Annotated in this window: 19 protein-coding genes; 7 read left to right on the forward strand and 12 right to left on the reverse strand. The window is 34.3% G+C overall.

Translation table 11 applies throughout. The features are described 5' to 3' along the window. The first annotated feature begins 17 nt into the window (after positions 1–17). Positions 18–635, forward strand: a complete 618-nt coding sequence (gene trhA / locus AACP56_RS15570) for a PAQR family membrane homeostasis protein TrhA (RefSeq protein ID WP_339335464.1) — start codon at positions 18–20, stop codon at positions 633–635. 1 nt (position 636) lies between these two features. On the opposite strand, the gene AACP56_RS15575 is transcribed toward trhA, so the two are convergent. Beyond that, positions 637–1,308: a ZIP family metal transporter gene (locus AACP56_RS15575; protein WP_339335462.1), complete on the reverse strand. Its 672-nt coding sequence runs from the start codon at positions 1,306–1,308 to the stop codon at positions 637–639. A 73-nt stretch (positions 1,309–1,381) separates the two neighbouring features. On the opposite strand from AACP56_RS15575, the gene AACP56_RS15580 reads away from it, so the two are divergent. Further along, entirely contained in the window at positions 1,382–2,536 is a 1,155-nt protein-coding gene (locus AACP56_RS15580; RefSeq protein ID WP_339335496.1) for a THUMP domain-containing class I SAM-dependent RNA methyltransferase, read from the forward strand. Between the two features lie 15 nt (positions 2,537–2,551). On the opposite strand, the gene AACP56_RS15585 is transcribed toward AACP56_RS15580, so the two are convergent. Genes AACP56_RS15585 through rlmD form a run of 3 tightly spaced genes read right to left on the reverse strand, consistent with a single transcriptional unit; the run spans position 2,552 to position 5,260 of the window. Then, a complete protein-coding gene (locus tag AACP56_RS15585) occupies positions 2,552–3,313 on the reverse strand; it encodes a DUF6048 family protein (protein WP_339335460.1) in 762 nt (253 codons plus the stop codon). Continuing rightward, positions 3,294–3,821, reverse strand: a complete 528-nt coding sequence (locus AACP56_RS15590) for a DUF6452 family protein (protein WP_339335458.1) — start codon at positions 3,819–3,821, stop codon at positions 3,294–3,296. Before AACP56_RS15590 ends, AACP56_RS15585 begins: the two co-directional genes overlap by 20 nt. 26 nt (positions 3,822–3,847) lie before the next feature. Then, complete coding sequence (rlmD, locus tag AACP56_RS15595; protein WP_339335456.1) at positions 3,848–5,260, reverse strand: 23S rRNA (uracil(1939)-C(5))-methyltransferase RlmD; 1,413 nt, start codon at positions 5,258–5,260, stop codon at positions 3,848–3,850. A 192-nt stretch (positions 5,261–5,452) separates the two neighbouring features. Here rlmD and rocD point away from each other — a divergent pair, with 192 nt between their 5' ends. Next, positions 5,453–6,733 (forward strand): ornithine--oxo-acid transaminase, encoded by a 1,281-nt coding sequence (gene rocD, locus AACP56_RS15600; protein WP_339335454.1) that lies wholly within the window; start codon positions 5,453–5,455, stop codon positions 6,731–6,733. Positions 6,734–6,774: 41 nt separating this feature from the next. Here the strand turns inward: rocD and AACP56_RS15605 are convergent, their stop codons facing one another. Further along, positions 6,775–8,085, reverse strand: coding sequence for a carboxypeptidase-like regulatory domain-containing protein (locus AACP56_RS15605; protein ID WP_339335452.1), 1,311 nt, complete (start codon positions 8,083–8,085; stop codon positions 6,775–6,777). A 216-nt stretch (positions 8,086–8,301) separates the two neighbouring features. Here AACP56_RS15605 and AACP56_RS15610 point away from each other — a divergent pair, with 216 nt between their 5' ends. Next, positions 8,302–8,745 carry a hypothetical protein gene (locus AACP56_RS15610; protein WP_339335450.1) on the forward strand — a complete coding sequence of 148 codons (444 nt, stop codon included), beginning with the start codon at positions 8,302–8,304 and terminating at the stop codon, positions 8,743–8,745. A 2-nt stretch (positions 8,746–8,747) separates the two neighbouring features. Here the strand turns inward: AACP56_RS15610 and AACP56_RS15615 are convergent, their stop codons facing one another. The 6 genes from AACP56_RS15615 to AACP56_RS15640 are packed head-to-tail and all read right to left on the reverse strand — an operon-like array spanning position 8,748 to position 14,910. Next, positions 8,748–10,082 carry a DUF58 domain-containing protein gene (locus tag AACP56_RS15615; RefSeq protein ID WP_339335448.1) on the reverse strand — a complete coding sequence of 445 codons (1,335 nt, stop codon included), beginning with the start codon at positions 10,080–10,082 and terminating at the stop codon, positions 8,748–8,750. 5 nt (positions 10,083–10,087) lie between these two features. Continuing rightward, positions 10,088–11,086, reverse strand: coding sequence for an AAA family ATPase (locus AACP56_RS15620; RefSeq protein WP_339335446.1), 999 nt, complete (start codon positions 11,084–11,086; stop codon positions 10,088–10,090). 1 nt (position 11,087) lies between these two features. Next, complete coding sequence (locus AACP56_RS15625; protein ID WP_339335444.1) at positions 11,088–12,296, reverse strand: DUF4350 domain-containing protein; 1,209 nt, start codon at positions 12,294–12,296, stop codon at positions 11,088–11,090. Between the two features lies 1 nt (position 12,297). After that, positions 12,298–13,023, reverse strand: coding sequence for a DUF4129 domain-containing protein (locus AACP56_RS15630; protein WP_339335442.1), 726 nt, complete (start codon positions 13,021–13,023; stop codon positions 12,298–12,300). Then, a complete protein-coding gene (locus AACP56_RS15635) occupies positions 13,023–13,961 on the reverse strand; it encodes a hypothetical protein (protein WP_339335440.1) in 939 nt (312 codons plus the stop codon). Before AACP56_RS15635 ends, AACP56_RS15630 begins: the two co-directional genes overlap by 1 nt. Then, entirely contained in the window at positions 13,924–14,910 is a 987-nt protein-coding gene (locus tag AACP56_RS15640) for a stage II sporulation protein M (RefSeq protein ID WP_339335438.1), read from the reverse strand. The genes AACP56_RS15635 and AACP56_RS15640 overlap by 38 nt, the downstream gene beginning before the upstream one ends. 33 nt (positions 14,911–14,943) lie before the next feature. Between AACP56_RS15640 and AACP56_RS15645 the strand changes: the two genes are divergently transcribed. Both AACP56_RS15645 and AACP56_RS15650 read left to right on the forward strand, forming a co-directional pair. Then, the gene (locus tag AACP56_RS15645) at positions 14,944–15,669 is read left to right on the forward strand and encodes an RDD family protein (RefSeq protein ID WP_339335436.1); all 726 of its coding nucleotides are present in this window, start codon (positions 14,944–14,946) and stop codon (positions 15,667–15,669) included. A gap of 3 nt (positions 15,670–15,672) precedes the next feature. Then, positions 15,673–16,284 carry a trimeric intracellular cation channel family protein gene (locus tag AACP56_RS15650; RefSeq protein ID WP_339335434.1) on the forward strand — a complete coding sequence of 204 codons (612 nt, stop codon included), beginning with the start codon at positions 15,673–15,675 and terminating at the stop codon, positions 16,282–16,284. Here the strand turns inward: AACP56_RS15650 and AACP56_RS15655 are convergent. Continuing rightward, positions 16,281–16,997 (reverse strand): peptidylprolyl isomerase, encoded by a 717-nt coding sequence (locus AACP56_RS15655; RefSeq protein ID WP_339335432.1) that lies wholly within the window; start codon positions 16,995–16,997, stop codon positions 16,281–16,283. The genes AACP56_RS15650 and AACP56_RS15655 overlap by 4 nt on opposite strands. Between AACP56_RS15655 and AACP56_RS15660 the strand changes: the two genes are divergently transcribed. Next, the gene (locus AACP56_RS15660) at positions 16,996–17,637 is read left to right on the forward strand and encodes an NUDIX hydrolase (protein ID WP_339335430.1); all 642 of its coding nucleotides are present in this window, start codon (positions 16,996–16,998) and stop codon (positions 17,635–17,637) included. The genes AACP56_RS15655 and AACP56_RS15660 overlap by 2 nt on opposite strands. Positions 17,638–17,671 lie beyond the last annotated feature (34 nt).

Here is a 17,671-nt window from a genome sequence, read left to right on the forward strand (position 1 = left end):
ATGCAGTATATTAAGGAATGAATTCAACAGGACAACTTGAGGAAAAGCTTAATACTTATTCCCATGGATTAGGAATTATCCTAGCCTTAGTAGGAGGTATTCTATTATTAAAGGAACCAGTTAAAAATCTAGAACTGGGGTTAATAATTTATAGTATATCCTTGTTATTACTTTTTATCGCATCTACTATTTATCATGGGGTAAGAAACCCTAATCTGAAAAAGAAATTAAGGGTTTTAGACCATATAAGTATTTATTATTTAATTGCTGGAACCTATACTCCAATCTGTTTATCTATACTCAAAGATTCAAAAGGGATATTACTATTATACTTAGTTTGGGGGATTGCTATCCTCGGAACAATATTGAAACTTTTTTTTACTGGTAAGTTTGAAACATTTTCATTAATTCTATATGGTATAATGGGATGGCTTGTAGTTATAGATTATAACTACTTAATACAAAACTTTTCTTCTGAAGGATTATTCTATCTAGCTTTAGGGGGAGGCTTCTATACAATAGGAATACTATTTTATGCTATAAAAAAGATTCCTTTTAATCACTTTATTTGGCATTTATTTGTTTTGGGAGGTGCTATTAGTCATTGGTGGTGTATCTATAACTTCATAATATAAATTATAGAAAATAGGCCAATCCTATACCTAAAATAATCACTACTAATTTTCTTAGGTTAAAAGTATGTCCCTGAGCACTTTCGAACAAAACCACTGTTGAAATGTGTAGAAATACACCAATTGCCAATGCAGTAAGTTGAGTACTATAGGTCTCGATGAAATTTGATTCTAACGCTAATAAACTACCTAAAGGGGTCATTAAAGCAAATAGAATAATAAACATAAGGGAATGGCCCATTTTCAAGGTTGAATTCAGTAAGAAAATAGATAGAATTATTGCTACTGGTATTTTATGGATTAAGATTCCATAAATAATGTTATTATCATCTGCAATTGGCAATCCTTCAATAAGCGCATGTAGTGCCAGACTAAAAAACAAGGCAATTGGAAAATTATTCTTTTTTAAATCTAAATGTAAATGACCATGTTCCGCTCCTTTTGAGAAAGATTCCAAAATAATCTGAAGTAAGATTCCCACTAAAATAAATAGCGCTATCGTTTTTGGATTTGGTGATTGATATACTTCGGGCAACAACTCAAAACAAGTAAGTGCCAACAAAAATGCCCCGCTAAAAGCTAGTAATAGCTTAATATTTTTTTGACTCTCAGGTTTCGCTATATACACAAAGAGAAAGCTCGCCAAGACAGCAAAAATAGGCAAGATATACACCATTAAGACTCGAATTTACTGGTTAGATGATATAAGGGCTAAAATTAGCCTATTTTTGGCGAACATTTTTCAAGCTATGGAAGGTAATTTTAAAATGCTGGCCAAAACCCTTTATGGTTTTGAACCATTATTGGCTAAAGAATTAAGGAATTTGGGCGCAGGTAATGTAAAGGAGGGTATTAGGAATGTTACTTTTGAAGGTGATACAGGCTTTATGTATAAAGCGAACCTTTCCCTTAGAACCGCTTTAAAAGTTTTTAAACCTATTAAAAGTTTTAAAGTTTTTAATGAGAAGCAACTTTATAGACAGTTGTATGACATCGATTGGTCAGATTATTTTGAAAGTAGTCAAACTTTTGCGTTTGATACTACTATGAACTCAGATGTTTTTAATAATTCACTTTTTGTTTCACAGCGTTCAAAGGATGCTCTAGTTGATAAATTTAGAGATACAGAGCGTCAAAGACCTTCCGTGAATACGGGTAATCCAGATATTCGAATCAATATTCATATTTATAATAATGATTGTACAGTCTCTTTAGATAGTTCTGGGGCTTCGCTTCATCAAAGGGGGTATCGTATTGCAACCAACATAGCACCAATAAATGAGGTTTTGGCTGCGGGATTACTATTGATGAGTGGTTGGGATGGTCGTACAGATTTTTTGGACCCTATGTGTGGTAGCGGTACTTTTTTAATTGAAGCGGCAATGATGGCTTGTAATATACCTGCAAATATTAATCGAGAATCTTTTTCTTTTCAGAATTGGAACGATTTTGATGAAACATTATTTCAAAAAATTATTGACTCAAGATTAAATCAAATAAGGGAGTTTAATCATAAAATCATAGGTCATGATAAGGCTCCTTCAGCAGTTAGAAAAGCACAGGAAAATGTAGAGAATGCAAACCTTTCCGAATATATAACGATTGAACGCAAAGACTTTTTTAGGACGGACAAACCCTTCGACACTAATTTGAAAATGGTTTTTAATCCACCTTATGGTGAGCGTTTGAATATTGATGTAGAAACTTTTTACGGTAAAATTGGAGACACTTTAAAACAAGGTTATCCTAATACAAATGCATGGTTAATTACTTCTAACCTACAAGCATTGAAACATGTAGGTCTTAGACCATCGAGAAAAATAAAAGTATTCAATGGGAAATTGGAATCAAGATTGGTGAATTACGAAATGTACGAGGGAAGCAAAAAAGCTAGGTCTAATTAGGGATTTTTATGATACTTAATTTTCCGTCTCTTCACGTTTTTTCTTTGCTTTTTTATAAAGCGGAATGAAGTAAGAGATAGAGTAGTTATAGCCAACCCCAAATTTGCTACCATCAGTTACTTTATTAAAACCAGGTATCCAAAGATTAGGGAAGCGTTCTTCCTCTTTGTTGCTTACCAAATACGCCAAGCGAATACTTGCACCAGCATAGATATTTTTAAACAACTCAGCTTTAAAGCCCACCACTAGCTCTAACCATGAAGCATTTAGGCTGTCAAATTCTTCAGCAACAGTTACTAAATCTGTAAATTCTTCCGTATTAAAAAAGCGGTTGCTATTAAAGATGCGATAATTATTTAAGGTTTGGTTAAAGGTGCTAAAAGCATAGCGTGCTCCAATAGTTACAAAATTTTGCTCCCCATACCAGTTACCATAGGTGTTGTGATCAAATCCCAGTTTTATATAACTACCAGAAGTAGTGTAATTATACAAGGCGGTACTGCCTACACCTTCTGTATCTGTTCTTTTTTCGTTTCCTAGTTCTGCGGCAATGAACAAATTTTCCTTAAGCCTATAATCACCTACAAACTCTAATCCAGTATAATCTTCATCAAGAAAAGATAAAATAGGTCTGCTTAGATCCACACCAATACGCAATCCATATTTTTGCTTGTATTCTACAGAATCTTTCGGGTTTAAATCCACAGTTTTATTTACTTGTGCATTCGCCCAAAGCCCTATAAAAAACAAAAAAAGGCTAGTGAAATATCTTGACATTGATAGTAGTAGAATTATTAGTAATATTTTTCTCAACTATGGAAACCCGGCGGATCCAATCCTCATTGCTTATGGTACGTATAGTATCAAGTTCATTGTAATTGGCTACAAATCCGCAAGCCCTGGATATAAATTCCTCCCCAAGAGTATAGCTAAAACCTAGTGTGTCTATATTTCCCGTTTCTTCCATTGTTGTAGCATCATCGACGGAATTGATTATGAATTCATAAGAGGTGCTTACACCATCTATACGAAGTGGAATTAGAACAGAGTCCGCAACAGTAGAGCGGTCAGAAAATATGTCAGAAGAAAAAATACTATTATTATCTATTGCCTTTATTCGTAGGTTAGGAACAGATTTAAAAACAGTGGTATCTTCAGAACTTGCATCATAAAAGCCTACAATCAATAATGGGGTATCTCCATCTATACAAATATCATCCTTTTCACAGGATGAGAAATTTATGATTAAAACAAGAATTAATAAAACAATGGGGATTCTCTTCATAGGGTCTTAAAAATAAGCTTCAAAAACTATACCCGTTTGCATAAAAGTACAACATTTTCAACGTGATGGGTTTGCGGAAACATATCAACTGGTTGTACTTTAGAAACTTCATATTTTTCATCTAGTAGGGCTAAGTCTCGCGCTTGCGTTGCACTGTTGCAACTTACGTAAACGATTTTATTTGGCGCAACTTTTAACAATTGTTCAATAACTAATTTATGCATTCCATCTCTTGGGGGATCAGTGATAATAATATCGGGTGTGCCATTTGCTAAAATAAAATCATCATCAAAAACAGTTTTCATATCCCCAACAAAAAAATCTGTATTGCTAATTTTATTATGTTTCGCATTTGCCTTAGCATCACTAATTGCTTCTGGAACAGACTCAATACCGACAACTTTTTTTGCATCCCTAGATACAAACTGGGCTATTGTACCCGTTCCAGTGTATAAATCATAAACTAATTCGTTTCCTGTTAATCCGGCAAAATCTCGAGTTATTTTATACAATTCGTAAGCTTGTGCTGAATTGGTTTGATAAAATGATTTGGCATTTATTTTAAATTGTAATCCCTCCATTTCTTCAAAAATGTGGTCTCTACCTAAAAAGCAGACTACTTCTTGATCATAAATGGTATCATTTCCTTTTTGGTTAACTACATATTGTAATGAGGTAATTTCCGGAAAAGATTTATTCAAATTTTCCAATAAGAGTTCTATGCTAGCTTTGTCATTATCGTAGAACTGGATAACCACCATAATTTCTCCAATAGATGAAGTACGGATCATTAAAGTCCGTAATAATCCATTTTGTTGTCTTGGGTTATAAAACTTAAAATTATTTGCTTCTGCGAAATCTTTCACCCATAAACGAATTGAATTGGAAGGGTCTTCTTGTAAATGGCACTTTTTAATGTCCAAAATTTTATCCCACATCCCTGGAATATGAAAACCAAGTGCATTCTTATCATTTATTTCTTGGTCAGAATTAATTTCATCCAATGTTAACCACCGACTGTCCGAGAAAGAAAATTCCATCTTATTGCGATAAAAATACTGTTCCTTAGACCCCAAGATTGGAGTGATTTTTGGAAGATTTACACCGCCAATACGTTTTAAGTTATTTTCAACCTCTCTTTCCTTAAAGTATAATTGATGCTCGTAACCCATATGTTGCCACTTGCAACCACCGCAGACCCCAAAATGCTGGCAAACAGGTTCTGTTCTTTTTTCCGAAAGTTTATGAAAGTGGGTTGCTACTCCTTCAAAATACGCTTTTCGTTTTTTTGTGGTCTGCACATCGACAACGTCTCCTGGAATAGCATTGGATAAGAAAATTACTCGTCCGTCTGGCGCCTTAGCAACTGATTTCCCTTTTGCTCCGGCATCAATAACCTCTATCTTTTCAAATAGCTGTCTTTTGTTTCTCTTTCGCATCGGGCAAAAATAGGGGTTTTTAAGAGTTGATTTTGTATGAAAGTCAAATGATTGCCATATCCAATTTGATCAAATTTTGTTAATTTTACATTTCTACTAGGGATGATTTCTCTCCCACGCTGAATTTTCGAGACTTCGAAAGGATAAAGGTATCGCAGGAATGGTTATTTTTTTAATTTAAACACGATTAAAATGGCTGTTTTAGAACATTTAACATCGCAGCAAGCGATAGATTTAGAAAACAAGTACGGAGCCCACAATTACCACCCACTTCCTGTAGTCTTGAGTAGGGGAGAAGGTGTATTTGTATGGGATGTTGAAGGTAAAAAATATTATGATTTTTTATCAGCTTATTCTGCAGTAAACCAAGGACATTGTCACCCATCTATTGTTGGGGCAATGACGGCACAGGCTCAAACACTTACCTTAACTTCTAGGGCATTTTACAATGATATGCTTGGTAAGTTTGAAAAGTATGCTACGGATACTTTTAAGTTTGATAAACTTTTACCAATGAATACTGGAGCTGAAGCTGTAGAAACTGCCTTAAAAATCTGTAGAAAATGGGCTTATGAAAAAAAGGGCATTCCCGAGAATGAGGCAAAAATAGTTGTCTGCGAGAATAACTTTCATGGTAGGACTACTACAATTATTTCATTTTCCAATGACCCGGTTGCACGTAAAAATTTTGGACCTTACACCGATGGTTTCATTAAAATTGAATATGATAATCTTACTGCTTTAGAAGAAGCAATAAAAAGCGATAAAAATATTGCAGGTTTCTTGGTTGAACCTATTCAAGGTGAAGCTGGGGTTTACGTACCCTCGGAAGGGTATTTAAAAGCAGCCAAAGTATTATGTGAGGAGAACAATGTATTGTTTATAGCTGATGAAGTTCAAACGGGTATTGCTCGTACTGGTAGGCTTTTGGCCACTTGTGGTAATTGTTCTTGTTCAGATAAGCATTGTAGTGGAACTCCAGATGTAAAGCCAGATATTTTAATTTTAGGAAAAGCACTTTCAGGAGGAGCTTATCCAGTATCCGCTGTCTTGGCAAATGATGACATTATGGAAGTTATTCGCCCTGGTAATCATGGTAGTACTTTTGGAGGCAATCCTATTGCCGCTGCAATTGGTATTGCTGCTTTGGATGTAATAAAAAACGAAGAATTAGCGGAAAACGCATATGAATTGGGAGTACTTTTTAGAAAGGAACTCAATGAGTTTATTCCAAACTGCGATTTGGTAACTTCGGTGAGAGGTAAAGGATTATTGAATGCAATTTTAATCAATGCTACCGAAGATAGTTCTACGGCATGGGATATTTGTATGGCGCTAAAAGAAAATGGGTTGTTGGCAAAACCCACCCATGGCAATATTATTCGCTTTGCACCACCTCTGGTAATGACAAAAGAGCAGCTTCTTGATTGTGTTTCAATAATTATTCAGACGCTCAAAGAGTTTAAGAAATAAAAAAACCTCCCAATAATTTCGGGAGGTTTCCCCTAATCTTTTTAAGGTTCAGAAGTTCCGTTCTTCTTAGCTCTTCTAAGTTGGCGTTGAATTTTTTTAATTGCAGATTCTATAGATTTTTCAGGCTCTATGATATTGTATTCACCCCAAAAATCTGGGTCTGAAAACCCAAGTGCCTCATCACTTAGAATAATTGATTTTTTTAAGCGCTCTTTATATTTTGGCAATTTACCAGTATCATTTTTTTCCCAATCAGTAACGGCCATTTCAGCAGTCATACTATAGACAGAGTTAAAAAGCTTGTCTTGCCAGTCCACTTTAAACTCTAAAAGTACATTACTGTAGCCGTAATACCATTTACCATTTTTACTGCGGTAATCTACACGGTAGGCAACCTCAGTAGGCCATACATCAACTTTAGCAGGCTTTTTCCTAACAAAAAGTCTAGCAGCGAGTTCTCTATTGGTAATATTTAAGTTGTAGACGGCACTTGTTAAGGTTTTATCCTCAGCATCAATATATAATTTGCCTTCATACAATGGCTCTTGTATACTGCTTAACTGATTAAAATTAATAACATATATAAGCCTATCATTGACCCTTGTGGACCTATCAAAAGTAAACTCATAATCATCTATGGATTTGTTGGTGAAAATGTATTCGGGGTACTTCATTATATCCACGTAAAGTGTATTGAAGGGTCCTCCCTGAAGTTTTAAGGCTACAGTATCCAATTTGCTATAATCTGTACTTTTCCTTGCTTTATATAATTCTACAGCATCTCTTTTTTCTGATGAATATGGTGTTTTGTAGATATTTACAACTGCTTCAGATAAGGATACATTCTTTCTCCTTTTCTTTATTGTTTCCCTGTAAAACGCAGTCATTAATGTAGGGTCTTCAAAATAATTAACCCCTTTTTTACTAAGGGTTTCCCTAAACAAAGCCTTGGCATCTTTTGGTGCGTTAATATCAACTTCTGATAGTTGAAGTGCAGAGGTTTTAAGTTTGATTTTGTTTTTCTTAGATTCTAAGTCGCTAAGCGCAATTCTCTCAGTTGTATATCCAATAAAAGAGAAAAGAACGGTACCATCATTCATGGAAGCAGGTACTTTCAGTAGGAAAGTACCTTCAGTATTGGTGATTGTACTAATATTAGTTCCTTCTACGGTTATTGTAGCGAAAACTAGAGGGTTATTGTTTTCAGCATCCACAACTTCACCTTCAAATTGGTTAAAGCTGGTTTCAGTTGTTTGAAAGGCTGAAACTGGAGTGCTAAGTGTTAAAAGGAGTATCCCAAGTATACTTAAAAAACTCCGGCAGATTGTTGTTTGTAAGGATATAGTTTTCATAGGCTATGTTTTAAACTTAAACACTTATCTAAATTAATGATTTTTAAGTAGATATGAATCTAGTATTGTACTTATATAAATTGGGAGAGTCAAATTTTAAGTTTGTCTCTTTACGTAGGAACATAATTATTTCTGCCTTTTAAACCTAATAATCAACCGTTTATATAATAGTATGCAAAGAATTGTATTGGTTACTTATATTTGGCTTAGAACATTATGAGATTAATTATACTATTATTAATAGCTCTTTTATCTTTTAATTTAGGAAATTCTCAAATAGAAAAAGATAAAGCATTACATTTTGCGGGAGGAGCATTGTTTGGCCTAGCAGGAGCTGGGATTGCTAAAGAAATTTCCAATGGTGACCGTTATTGGACCTTTGCTGGTGCCGTTGGTGGTGCTTTGTTAATTGGTTTGGGAAAAGAAGCCATAGATTCTGGTCAAGAGGGGAATCAATGGGACAATGGGGACGTATTAGCAACAGTTCTGGGTGGAGTTGCAGTTGGTTTTACCATTGATATTTTTACTAAAAAGAAGAAAAAGAAAAGGGTAATCACAAGTTCCCTCAATTTTGGTGAAGATGTGAATTTGATTGTAAATGAACGGTTACCAACTTTAAATGAGTTAAGATTAACCAACTCTTTACTACATACAGAATAACCCTAAAGTAAGCCCCTAGCTTTAATTTCTAAATACTTGTTTATGGTATTTATAGTCAAGTTTTCTGGTTTTGTCAGAATGGTCTGTATGCCATATTTTCTTAATTCATTTACGATAAGTTTCTTTTCGTAAATAAACTTTTCCGCGATTGTTTGTTCAAAAATTTGCTGTGTGGTATCTGCTTTCTTTTCGGCAAACTCCAGTAGTTCAGTATTCTCAAAAAATATAACTACAAGCAGGTGTTGTTTTGAAATTGCCTGCAGGTATGGCAATTGTCTATTAAGAGCATCTAAGGTTTCAAAATTTGTATAGAGCAATAGTAAGCTCCGTTGGTTTAGGTTACGTTTAACATCTATATAAAGTCTGCTAAAATCACTCTCAACAAAATTAGTCTCTAGATTGTAAAGAGTTTCCAGAATTAAATTCATTTGAGAACTTCTACGTTCGGCAACTACCCTGTTTTCAATGGAGTTGCTAAAAGCAAACATCCCTGCTTTATCATTCTTTTTTATAGCTATGTTACTGATGACCAAAGTAGCATTGATTGCGTAATCCAATAAACTCAACTCTTCAAATGGCATTTTCATCACCCTACCCTTATCTATCACCGAATAAATAGGCTGAGATTTTTCATCTTGGAACTGATTTACCATCAATTGCCCTTTTTTTGCCGTTGCCTTCCAGTTGATATTGCGAATATCATCACCTTGGATATAGTCCTTAATTTGCTCAAACTCCATAGTATGTCCAATACGTCTAATCTTTTTAAGGCCGTATTCAAAAAGACGATTGGTAAAAGCAATCAAATCGTACTTACGTAATTGTAAAAATGAAGGATAAACAGGTACTTCCTTACTTTTATCAAAAGTGAACTTTTTGGATAAAAAACCAATTGGGGAACTTGCAAAAATATTTAAACTACCAAAGGAGTATACCCCCCTTTCAGTTGGTCTAACCGAATATGAGTACGATTTAGTACCTCCACTTTTTATTTTATTTATCAACCCAAAATCGCGTTTTTGAAATTGAAATGGTAGTTCATCAATTAACTTGATACTAGCATTAAAAAGGTATTGATTTGCAAGTTGAATCTGAATGGGGTTTTCATCACCATTGGATAATTTATCGGGCAATACTCGCTCTGCTTCTATCCCTCCTTTTGATAAAAAGAGCAGTAATAAATCCACTAAAATAAAAACGAGAAACACAAAGAATAGAATACGAACGGCACCAAACAGATTTTCAAAGATGAATGATAGTAAAAACCCTACTATAATAGTTGTTAATACTATAAAGAACCTTTTTTGAAAATAAATACTTTTAAATGCCTTCTTCACGTTTCTTATCTTGGTATTTCTATGGTTTCAATTAATTGTTGTACCACTTTTTCTGCGGTAAAACCTTCCATCTCACGCTCTGGAGTTAAAATAATACGATGCGAAAGAATTGGGCTTGCTACTTTTTTAATATCCTCAGGTGTTATAAAATCCCTACCATTTATTGCGGCTAAGGCTTTAGAGGCATCCATTATGGCAATTGAAGCTCTAGGGGAAGCCCCCAGATAAAGATTTGCATTGGTACGGGTATTATTGACTATAGCTGCGATATATTTTAGAAGATTATCTTCTACAATAATTTGTTTAATCACATTTTGATATTCTGCTATTTGCTTTGCCGAAAGAACGGATTTAATTAAACTTTCAACGTTAGTGTTTTTTTGTTCATGTTTACTCTCCAATATCTGAACCTCTTCTTCCAGAGATGGGTAATCCACATTTATTTTAAAAAGGAAACGGTCCAATTGTGCCTCGGGTAGGCGATAAGTTCCTTCTTGTTCCACAGGGTTTTGAGTGGCAAATACTAAAAAAGGAGGTTGCATATCATATTCTTCACCATCAATGGTAATTTGGCGTTCTGCCATAGCTTCAAACAAGGCGGCTTGTGTTTTTGCCGGTGCACGATTGATTTCATCAATTAATATAATATTGGAAAAAATAGGGCCTTTTTTAAATTCGAACTCCGAGGTTTTTACATTGAAAATGGAAGTTCCCAAAATATCACTTGGCATTAAATCTGGTGTAAACTGGATTCTGCTAAAGTCCACATTCATAGTCTTTGCCAACAGTTTTGCAGTTACGGTTTTAGCAACACCAGGAACACCTTCAATAAGGGAATGGCCATTTGCTAAAATTGAGATTATCAATAACTCAACCATGTCTTTTTGACCAATAATTACTTTGCCCAGTTCTGATTTTACTTTGGTTACCGCTTCTTGTAATTTGGTAAGGTCCACCCTTGAGTTAAACTCCAACGGCTTGTCTTTTTTTGTGTTATCTTCCATATTAATTTTTAAATGCTGTTATTTTTTTTGTTAATTCTATAGTGTCTTGTTCGCTATGCACCGTTTCATTTTTAAGGTACAGTATAAACTCTATTAGTTTTTTTACTTCTTCAACGGATTTGCCAGATTTTGCAGCTAATTGATGAATACTTTTTTCGTTTAAAGTGGTGGTATCAATAAAGTAACGATTTCTTAAATCTGCCAAAAAATAATTCAACTTTTTATTGATAAGGTTAGTGTAGTCTTTGTTCTGATGGTATAAAGTGCCAACGGTACGTGCAAATTCAACAGAAGAGTTCTCCAGAGGTTTAATTACTGGGATAATACGTTGCTCCCGTTTGGCTTTAAAAATCACAAAAAGTAGAAGTCCACCCATAGTTAAATAATATACCCATTTTAGTGCAGTTTGGTTTAGAACAAAGCGCATGGGAGAATCTATGACCACTCTGCCAGCCTTTTTGTAATCATCCCAATACAATAAATTGTCATTTATATATGAAAATGTATTACTTGCGTAGTCTTTATTCCCCTTTAGCATGTAATAATTACTATATGCCTCTGGTGCTGTATGAAAGTAAAAATAACCGTTGCCAAATTTTGTTCGTATAAAATTTGGTTCCTCTATAATAGTTGTATTTCCAGCAGTTAAGGAGTTCTTATTGACATACTTTACATATCCTAATATTTCTGTATTTAGGGTATCTACAGAACTAAAATAGGTTTTGGATGCTCCTCTTGATAATTCAAATTTTTGAGCTTTGAACTTTTTATGGGTTAGCTCAACCGTTACCGTATCTTCTACTAAGGAGTAATTACTGGCCAGCTCTACATTTAAAGTGTCTTTTAGGAAATAGCTAAAAGAAGTTGCTGCTATAAAAACAGAATTTCCTTTGGAAACATAATTTAGTAGTTGATTGGTTTCCTGTTTGTCTAGTTGAATATTATTGTTTATTAGCAAATAATTGGAGCTTTGGGTAGAATCCCTTTCTACCATAAGGTCATAAACACTTTCGTTTACGTTAATAGTTTTGGTTTTAGAGAAAAGCTGTGGTAATTCGTTATAAAGCACATAGCATCCAAAAGGAATCTTTGATTCTGAAGTATAAGAAGGTCTCCAATTAATAGGTTTTGGACGCGTAATTTCGGTTACGATAATACCTACTAAAACTACAGCAAAAATTATAATTATGATTTTTGAACGTTTATCCAACCTAATTTGCTATTAAATTATTCAAAGCTTTAAACCTGGCTCTTGCTGTGTCATATTTTTTTTCATCAATGGGTTGTTCCCCATACCAGATATAGTCATATAAATAAGCTACTTCTTTAAAACCTGATTGTAATTGTTTTGGTGCTATTTCGTTTTGATAGTCAGAATTGGTCTTATCAAAGTGCCATTCAATAATATCTTTTTGGGACAACCGCTTTAAGATTCTGAGAAAATGGTACCTGATTGCTAACCGATAATTTTTATCTTCTAATGCAGCATTTAACAACGCATCTAAATCTAAACTTTCTATATGCTGCTCAGCTAAATCAATATCAAAAATGGTCTTTGCCTTTTTTGTGAAAATGGAATTGAATTTTTCATTGACCAAAACCCTGACCAGTAAATAGATGACCAAGCCACCCATTAAAAAATAGATGGTATACTCAAGTAATTTTAAAGCTTCAGGGGATAGGTTTATTCCGAAAACATCACGTAGCCCTATTCCAATCCATCTAAAAAAACGACTTAGGAGATTTTGCGACTCCCCGGTTTTGGTATCATAATTAAAATCTTCTCCCATATATTTTTTATTCAACTCTTCATCTATGTAACGGTCGTATAAAGTCGAAGAGGAATCTATGCGGACTATGGTGTCTGTTGTAACTTCTTGAGAAAATACAAGTGAACCAAAAGAAAAGGATATGATAAGAGTCAGAAGTAGTTTCACTATTCGCTTTTTCCGATTTGTTCAATTTTACTTCTTGCATTCACATTATATGTTTTTTCATGAAGTGCATAGTACAAAATACCGTTTACGAATTGTGAAAGACACTGACCATAAACAGCGATTATCAAAACCAAGCAAGTGCCTAGTGTATATATAACGGTAGATACTACTGAGGTAGAATAATCAACATTATTTTCAACTACATGAAAGGTATAAATGCCTATGATTACCCCAGGTATTATTAGTGCTATAAATATTAAGATACCCAATAAAAGACCCATAATAAAATTTACTCCAACTGACTTCCAGAAATTTTTAGTGACCAGATTCCAACCTTCACCTAAACCATCAGTTACCCCTTTTTTATTCTGGAGCATTTCGTAAAAAGACACCCCTAACCAAGCAGTTATAAAAAATTGTAGTATGTACTGAACAAAAATGCCGACAATTGGGATAAACGCAAATACAATGGAAACAATAAAGAAAACCAAATAGATAGGGATTAACAATAGAATGAATATAATAATGTTTCCAAATTGCCCTTTGGTGTACTCCCAAACCTCCTTTTTATCAAACTTATTGTTTTGATGGTTATCATACTTTATCATATAACTACTTGCCAGAGCATAATTCAATACCATTACCATTAAAAAGATGATAAAAAACAAGATTCCACCAGCAATTAAATAGATTGTATATTTTTCTTCAAGTTCTACACCAGATGTAAAACGGTTTGGGGTATTTTCATAAGCTATCAAGCCAATAAAACCCGAAACTAATAGGTAACTAGCTATTAATAAGCCAATCAAAAAAATACCATTGTAACTCAAGAAAACATTGGTAAACTTTTTTATGTTCTGCTTAAAAAAATCAAAATATGTAGTTATAATATCGCCAAAGTCACGATTTACTCGTAGCGGTATGTAATTGTCTGCCATGTATTCTATTTAACAAAATGGGATATATGATATAATAAAACAGTATTAGTAAAAGAGAAGTTCCTATAATTAAAAATGCCAACCAGTTGGGCATGCTGGTGTACCGTGTAATAAAGCCTTCTATAAAGCCTGCAATTATAAAAAATGGAATTGTACTTATAACAACCTTCAAGCCATCTTTTGCCCCTTTCATGAATGAAACCCGCCGTGAATATGTCTTGGGAAACAAAACACTGTTCCCCATGATAAGTCCTGCACAACCTGCGATGATAATAACAGAAATCTCAATGGTACCATGTAACCAAATCTGTTTATTAGCTTCAAAAAAGACCCCTTTAGTGTAAAAAAACGTGATAAATGCCCCTAACATTACCCCATTGCTAAACAAGATGTATGCAGTGCCAATACTGGTAATAACACCAAAGGCAAACGCTAAAAAAGCAACCCTAATATTATTGATGGTAATTCCTAGAAAAGTTCCTATTTCACTACCACCCTTGTATATTGCTGCTGGGTCACCTTTGGAAATATTATTCAATGTTTCGTTTACATAAGCATCTCCAAGTATCAATCTTAGAAAAGTAGAATCGTTTATCGCAGAAATACTGCCGATTGCAGTAGCAACCATAAAAATTAAAAAAGCTACCCCTAAAGTGTTATGATATTGCTTAAAAAATAAAGGAAATTCAGTAACCCAAAAGTCAATAATCCTATTGCCACTTTCTTTTTTGTTCTTGTATATTTTTTGATGGGCTTGCGAAGCTAATGCATTCAAATACAATAAAGTTTTACTTTCTTCGTAATACGTTTGGGCGTATGCTAAATCATTGGTGAGCTGGATATAACCATCGGCAAGTTCATCAGGGTTGGTATTGGAGCTAAGATTGATAGCCTTTTCAAATGCTATCCATTTTTCCTTATTTTGCTTCACAAAAGCGGCTTCGCGCATAAATTGTATTTACCAAGCTAAATTTAATACTTAATGAGTAACCTTCAAATCAATACAACGCAAAATGTTAACCTTAATTATAAAATTGTAAGTATTGGTGAAAGAATCGTTGCTTTTTTTATAGACGGTTTTATTCTTTATCTCTATGCTATACTGGTAAATGTTATTGGAGATGCAATTGGGTATATATACGAGGATAGATGGACCCAAAGAGGTCTTGTAGCACTAATATTTTTACCGGCTATGTTTTATAGCCTTTTGATGCACAGTATTTTTAATGGTCGAACCGTTGGCAAAATGTTGCTCAAAATGAGAGTGGTACGGTATGATGGAAGCCCCGTACATTGGAGCAATTATTTGGTGCGTTGGATGTTGCGTTTGGTTGATATATGGATTTTTCTTGGGTCAATAGGGTTGTTAACTATACTTTTTTCTGAACGTAGACAACGTTTGGGTGATGCAGCAGCTGGCACGGTTGTTATTAGTACAAAAAAGAAAACAAAAGTTTCCCATACCATTTTGGAGGAGGTTGAAGAAGCGTACCAGCCCAAGTTTACCAATGTTACTCTTTTAACGGATAAAGATGTTAGGCTTATCAAGGAAACTTACCGAGTGGCACGTAAAAGCAATGATTTTAAAACATTAACGGCTTTGCGTGTTAAAGTGGATAGTATTTTACAGACCAAATCTGAATTGTATGATATACAGTATTTAGATACAGTACTGAAAGACTACAACTATTACACTCAGAAATTATAAACTATGTTCTATACCGTAATCGATATATTGGGAACAATTGCCTTTGCCATTTCTGGGGTATTGGTGGCAATGGAAAAAAAGCTTGACTTATTTGGGGTGATAATCATAGCATTTGTAACCTCAATAGGAGGGGGAACTTTGCGGGATTTATTGATTGGAAATACCCCCGTGGTTTGGATGCGGGATTCTACTTATGTAATCACAATTTTAGCTTCGGTCATATTTGCCATTATTTTTGTAAAACAGCTGAAATACTTTAGGAAATCACTGTTTTTATTTGATACCATTGGTCTGGGCCTTTTTACTATGATAGGCATAGAAAAGGGTTTGGATGCAGGTTTGTTACCTGTAATGTGCGTAGCACTTGGAACTATAACAGCAAGTTTTGGAGGGGTTATTCGAGATATTCTATGTAATGAAATCCCTGTGATTTTTAGAAAGGAAATATATGCTACACCTTGTATTTTAGGAGGTTTTAGCTTTTTCTTGTTGGAACAGCTGCCTATTGTTGATGCTTATGCCTACGTTGGTGGTATTTTGGTAGTGATAAGCCTTAGACTACTAGCGGTAAAGTTTGGTATAAGATTGCCCAATATTTATCGTAAAAATCCCTAAAGAACTTCAGCTTTAAGGATATAAACGTTTTGCATGGGCCAATCTCCTTTATCTACATTTACATTGTTTATTTTATCAACTACATCCATTCCTTCAATTACCCTTCCAAAAGGGGTATAGCTACCATCCAAATGGTAAGAACCAGGTTTGGTCACCACAATAAAAAACTCATAAGGGGATGCTAATTTGTGTGGATTGTCACGTTCACTACTTGGCATGGAAATTACACCTCTATGGTGTTTGTGTCCTTTTTTGGCATCTGGTGGAAGTAAATACCTACCAATCTTAGTCCTTTTTTTAGCAGTTTCTCGGTTATCTGAATTTCCACCTTGAATTATAAAATTTTTCACTACCCTATGGAACATGGTATTATCAAAATACTTTTGCTTTGTCAAATAAATGAAGTTGGCTTTATGATAAGGTACATTATCATATAATTCTATGGTAAAACTACCAAGACTGGTCGTTAGCTTTACTTTATCTTTTTTTAACGTTTTTGCGTATTCAAAGAAAAAATCAATTGCATTTTCTTCAGAGAGTTGAAAAGGCTCTTGGGATTCCTCTTTTTCTTCTAATATTACAGTAGCTGAATCTATTTTTACAGATTCTACTTCTTTGGCAATGGTTTTTTGCTGCTCCTTTTTAGATTCTCCACAGCCCACAAGAAAAAATAATAGTAAACTTGTACCAAAAGTAATACTGTCCTTAAGCATGAATTTTACTGATTTTTATAAACAGGTTACTAAAATAAAGAATCTACCATTGCCCGGTGAGGAATCCCATTTTAAAATGGAACCAGAAATGAGAAAGCAATGGCGGGATTCTGAAAAAATTGCAGAGCGTAAACCAAAGAGAGCTGCTGTAATGGCTTTGTTCTATCCTGGAAGAGAAGAGGAAACACGCTTATTGCTTATCTTAAGAAAGACCTACAAGGGAGTACATTCCAATCAAGTTGGTTTTCCTGGAGGGAAAGTTGAAGAAGCTGATAAAAACCTTTTAGAAACTGCACTTAGGGAAACAAAAGAAGAAGTAGGAGTATTGCCATCTAAAATTGAAGTATTAAAGGAGTTGAGCGACTTGTATATTCCGCCCAGCAATTTTATGGTACAACCCTATATTGGAGTTTATGCAGAGCCAAAACCATTTAGGATTCAAGAAAGTGAGGTTGAAGATTTAGTTGAGGTTTTATATTCAGATTTTATGGATGAAAGAAATTTAACCTATCAAAACCTTACAACTTCGTATGCAGATAAAATTGATGTACCTGCCTTTAAATTAAATGGTTATGTGGTTTGGGGTGCTACTGCCATGATGCTTAGTGAGATCAAAGAGCTTTTAAAACAAGTGCTTTAGGCACTATTTCGTATTTTAGCCAATCAAACCAACT

Source organism: Croceitalea sp. MTPC6, from assembly GCF_036985525.1.
Taxonomy (GTDB): domain Bacteria; phylum Bacteroidota; class Bacteroidia; order Flavobacteriales; family Flavobacteriaceae; genus Croceitalea.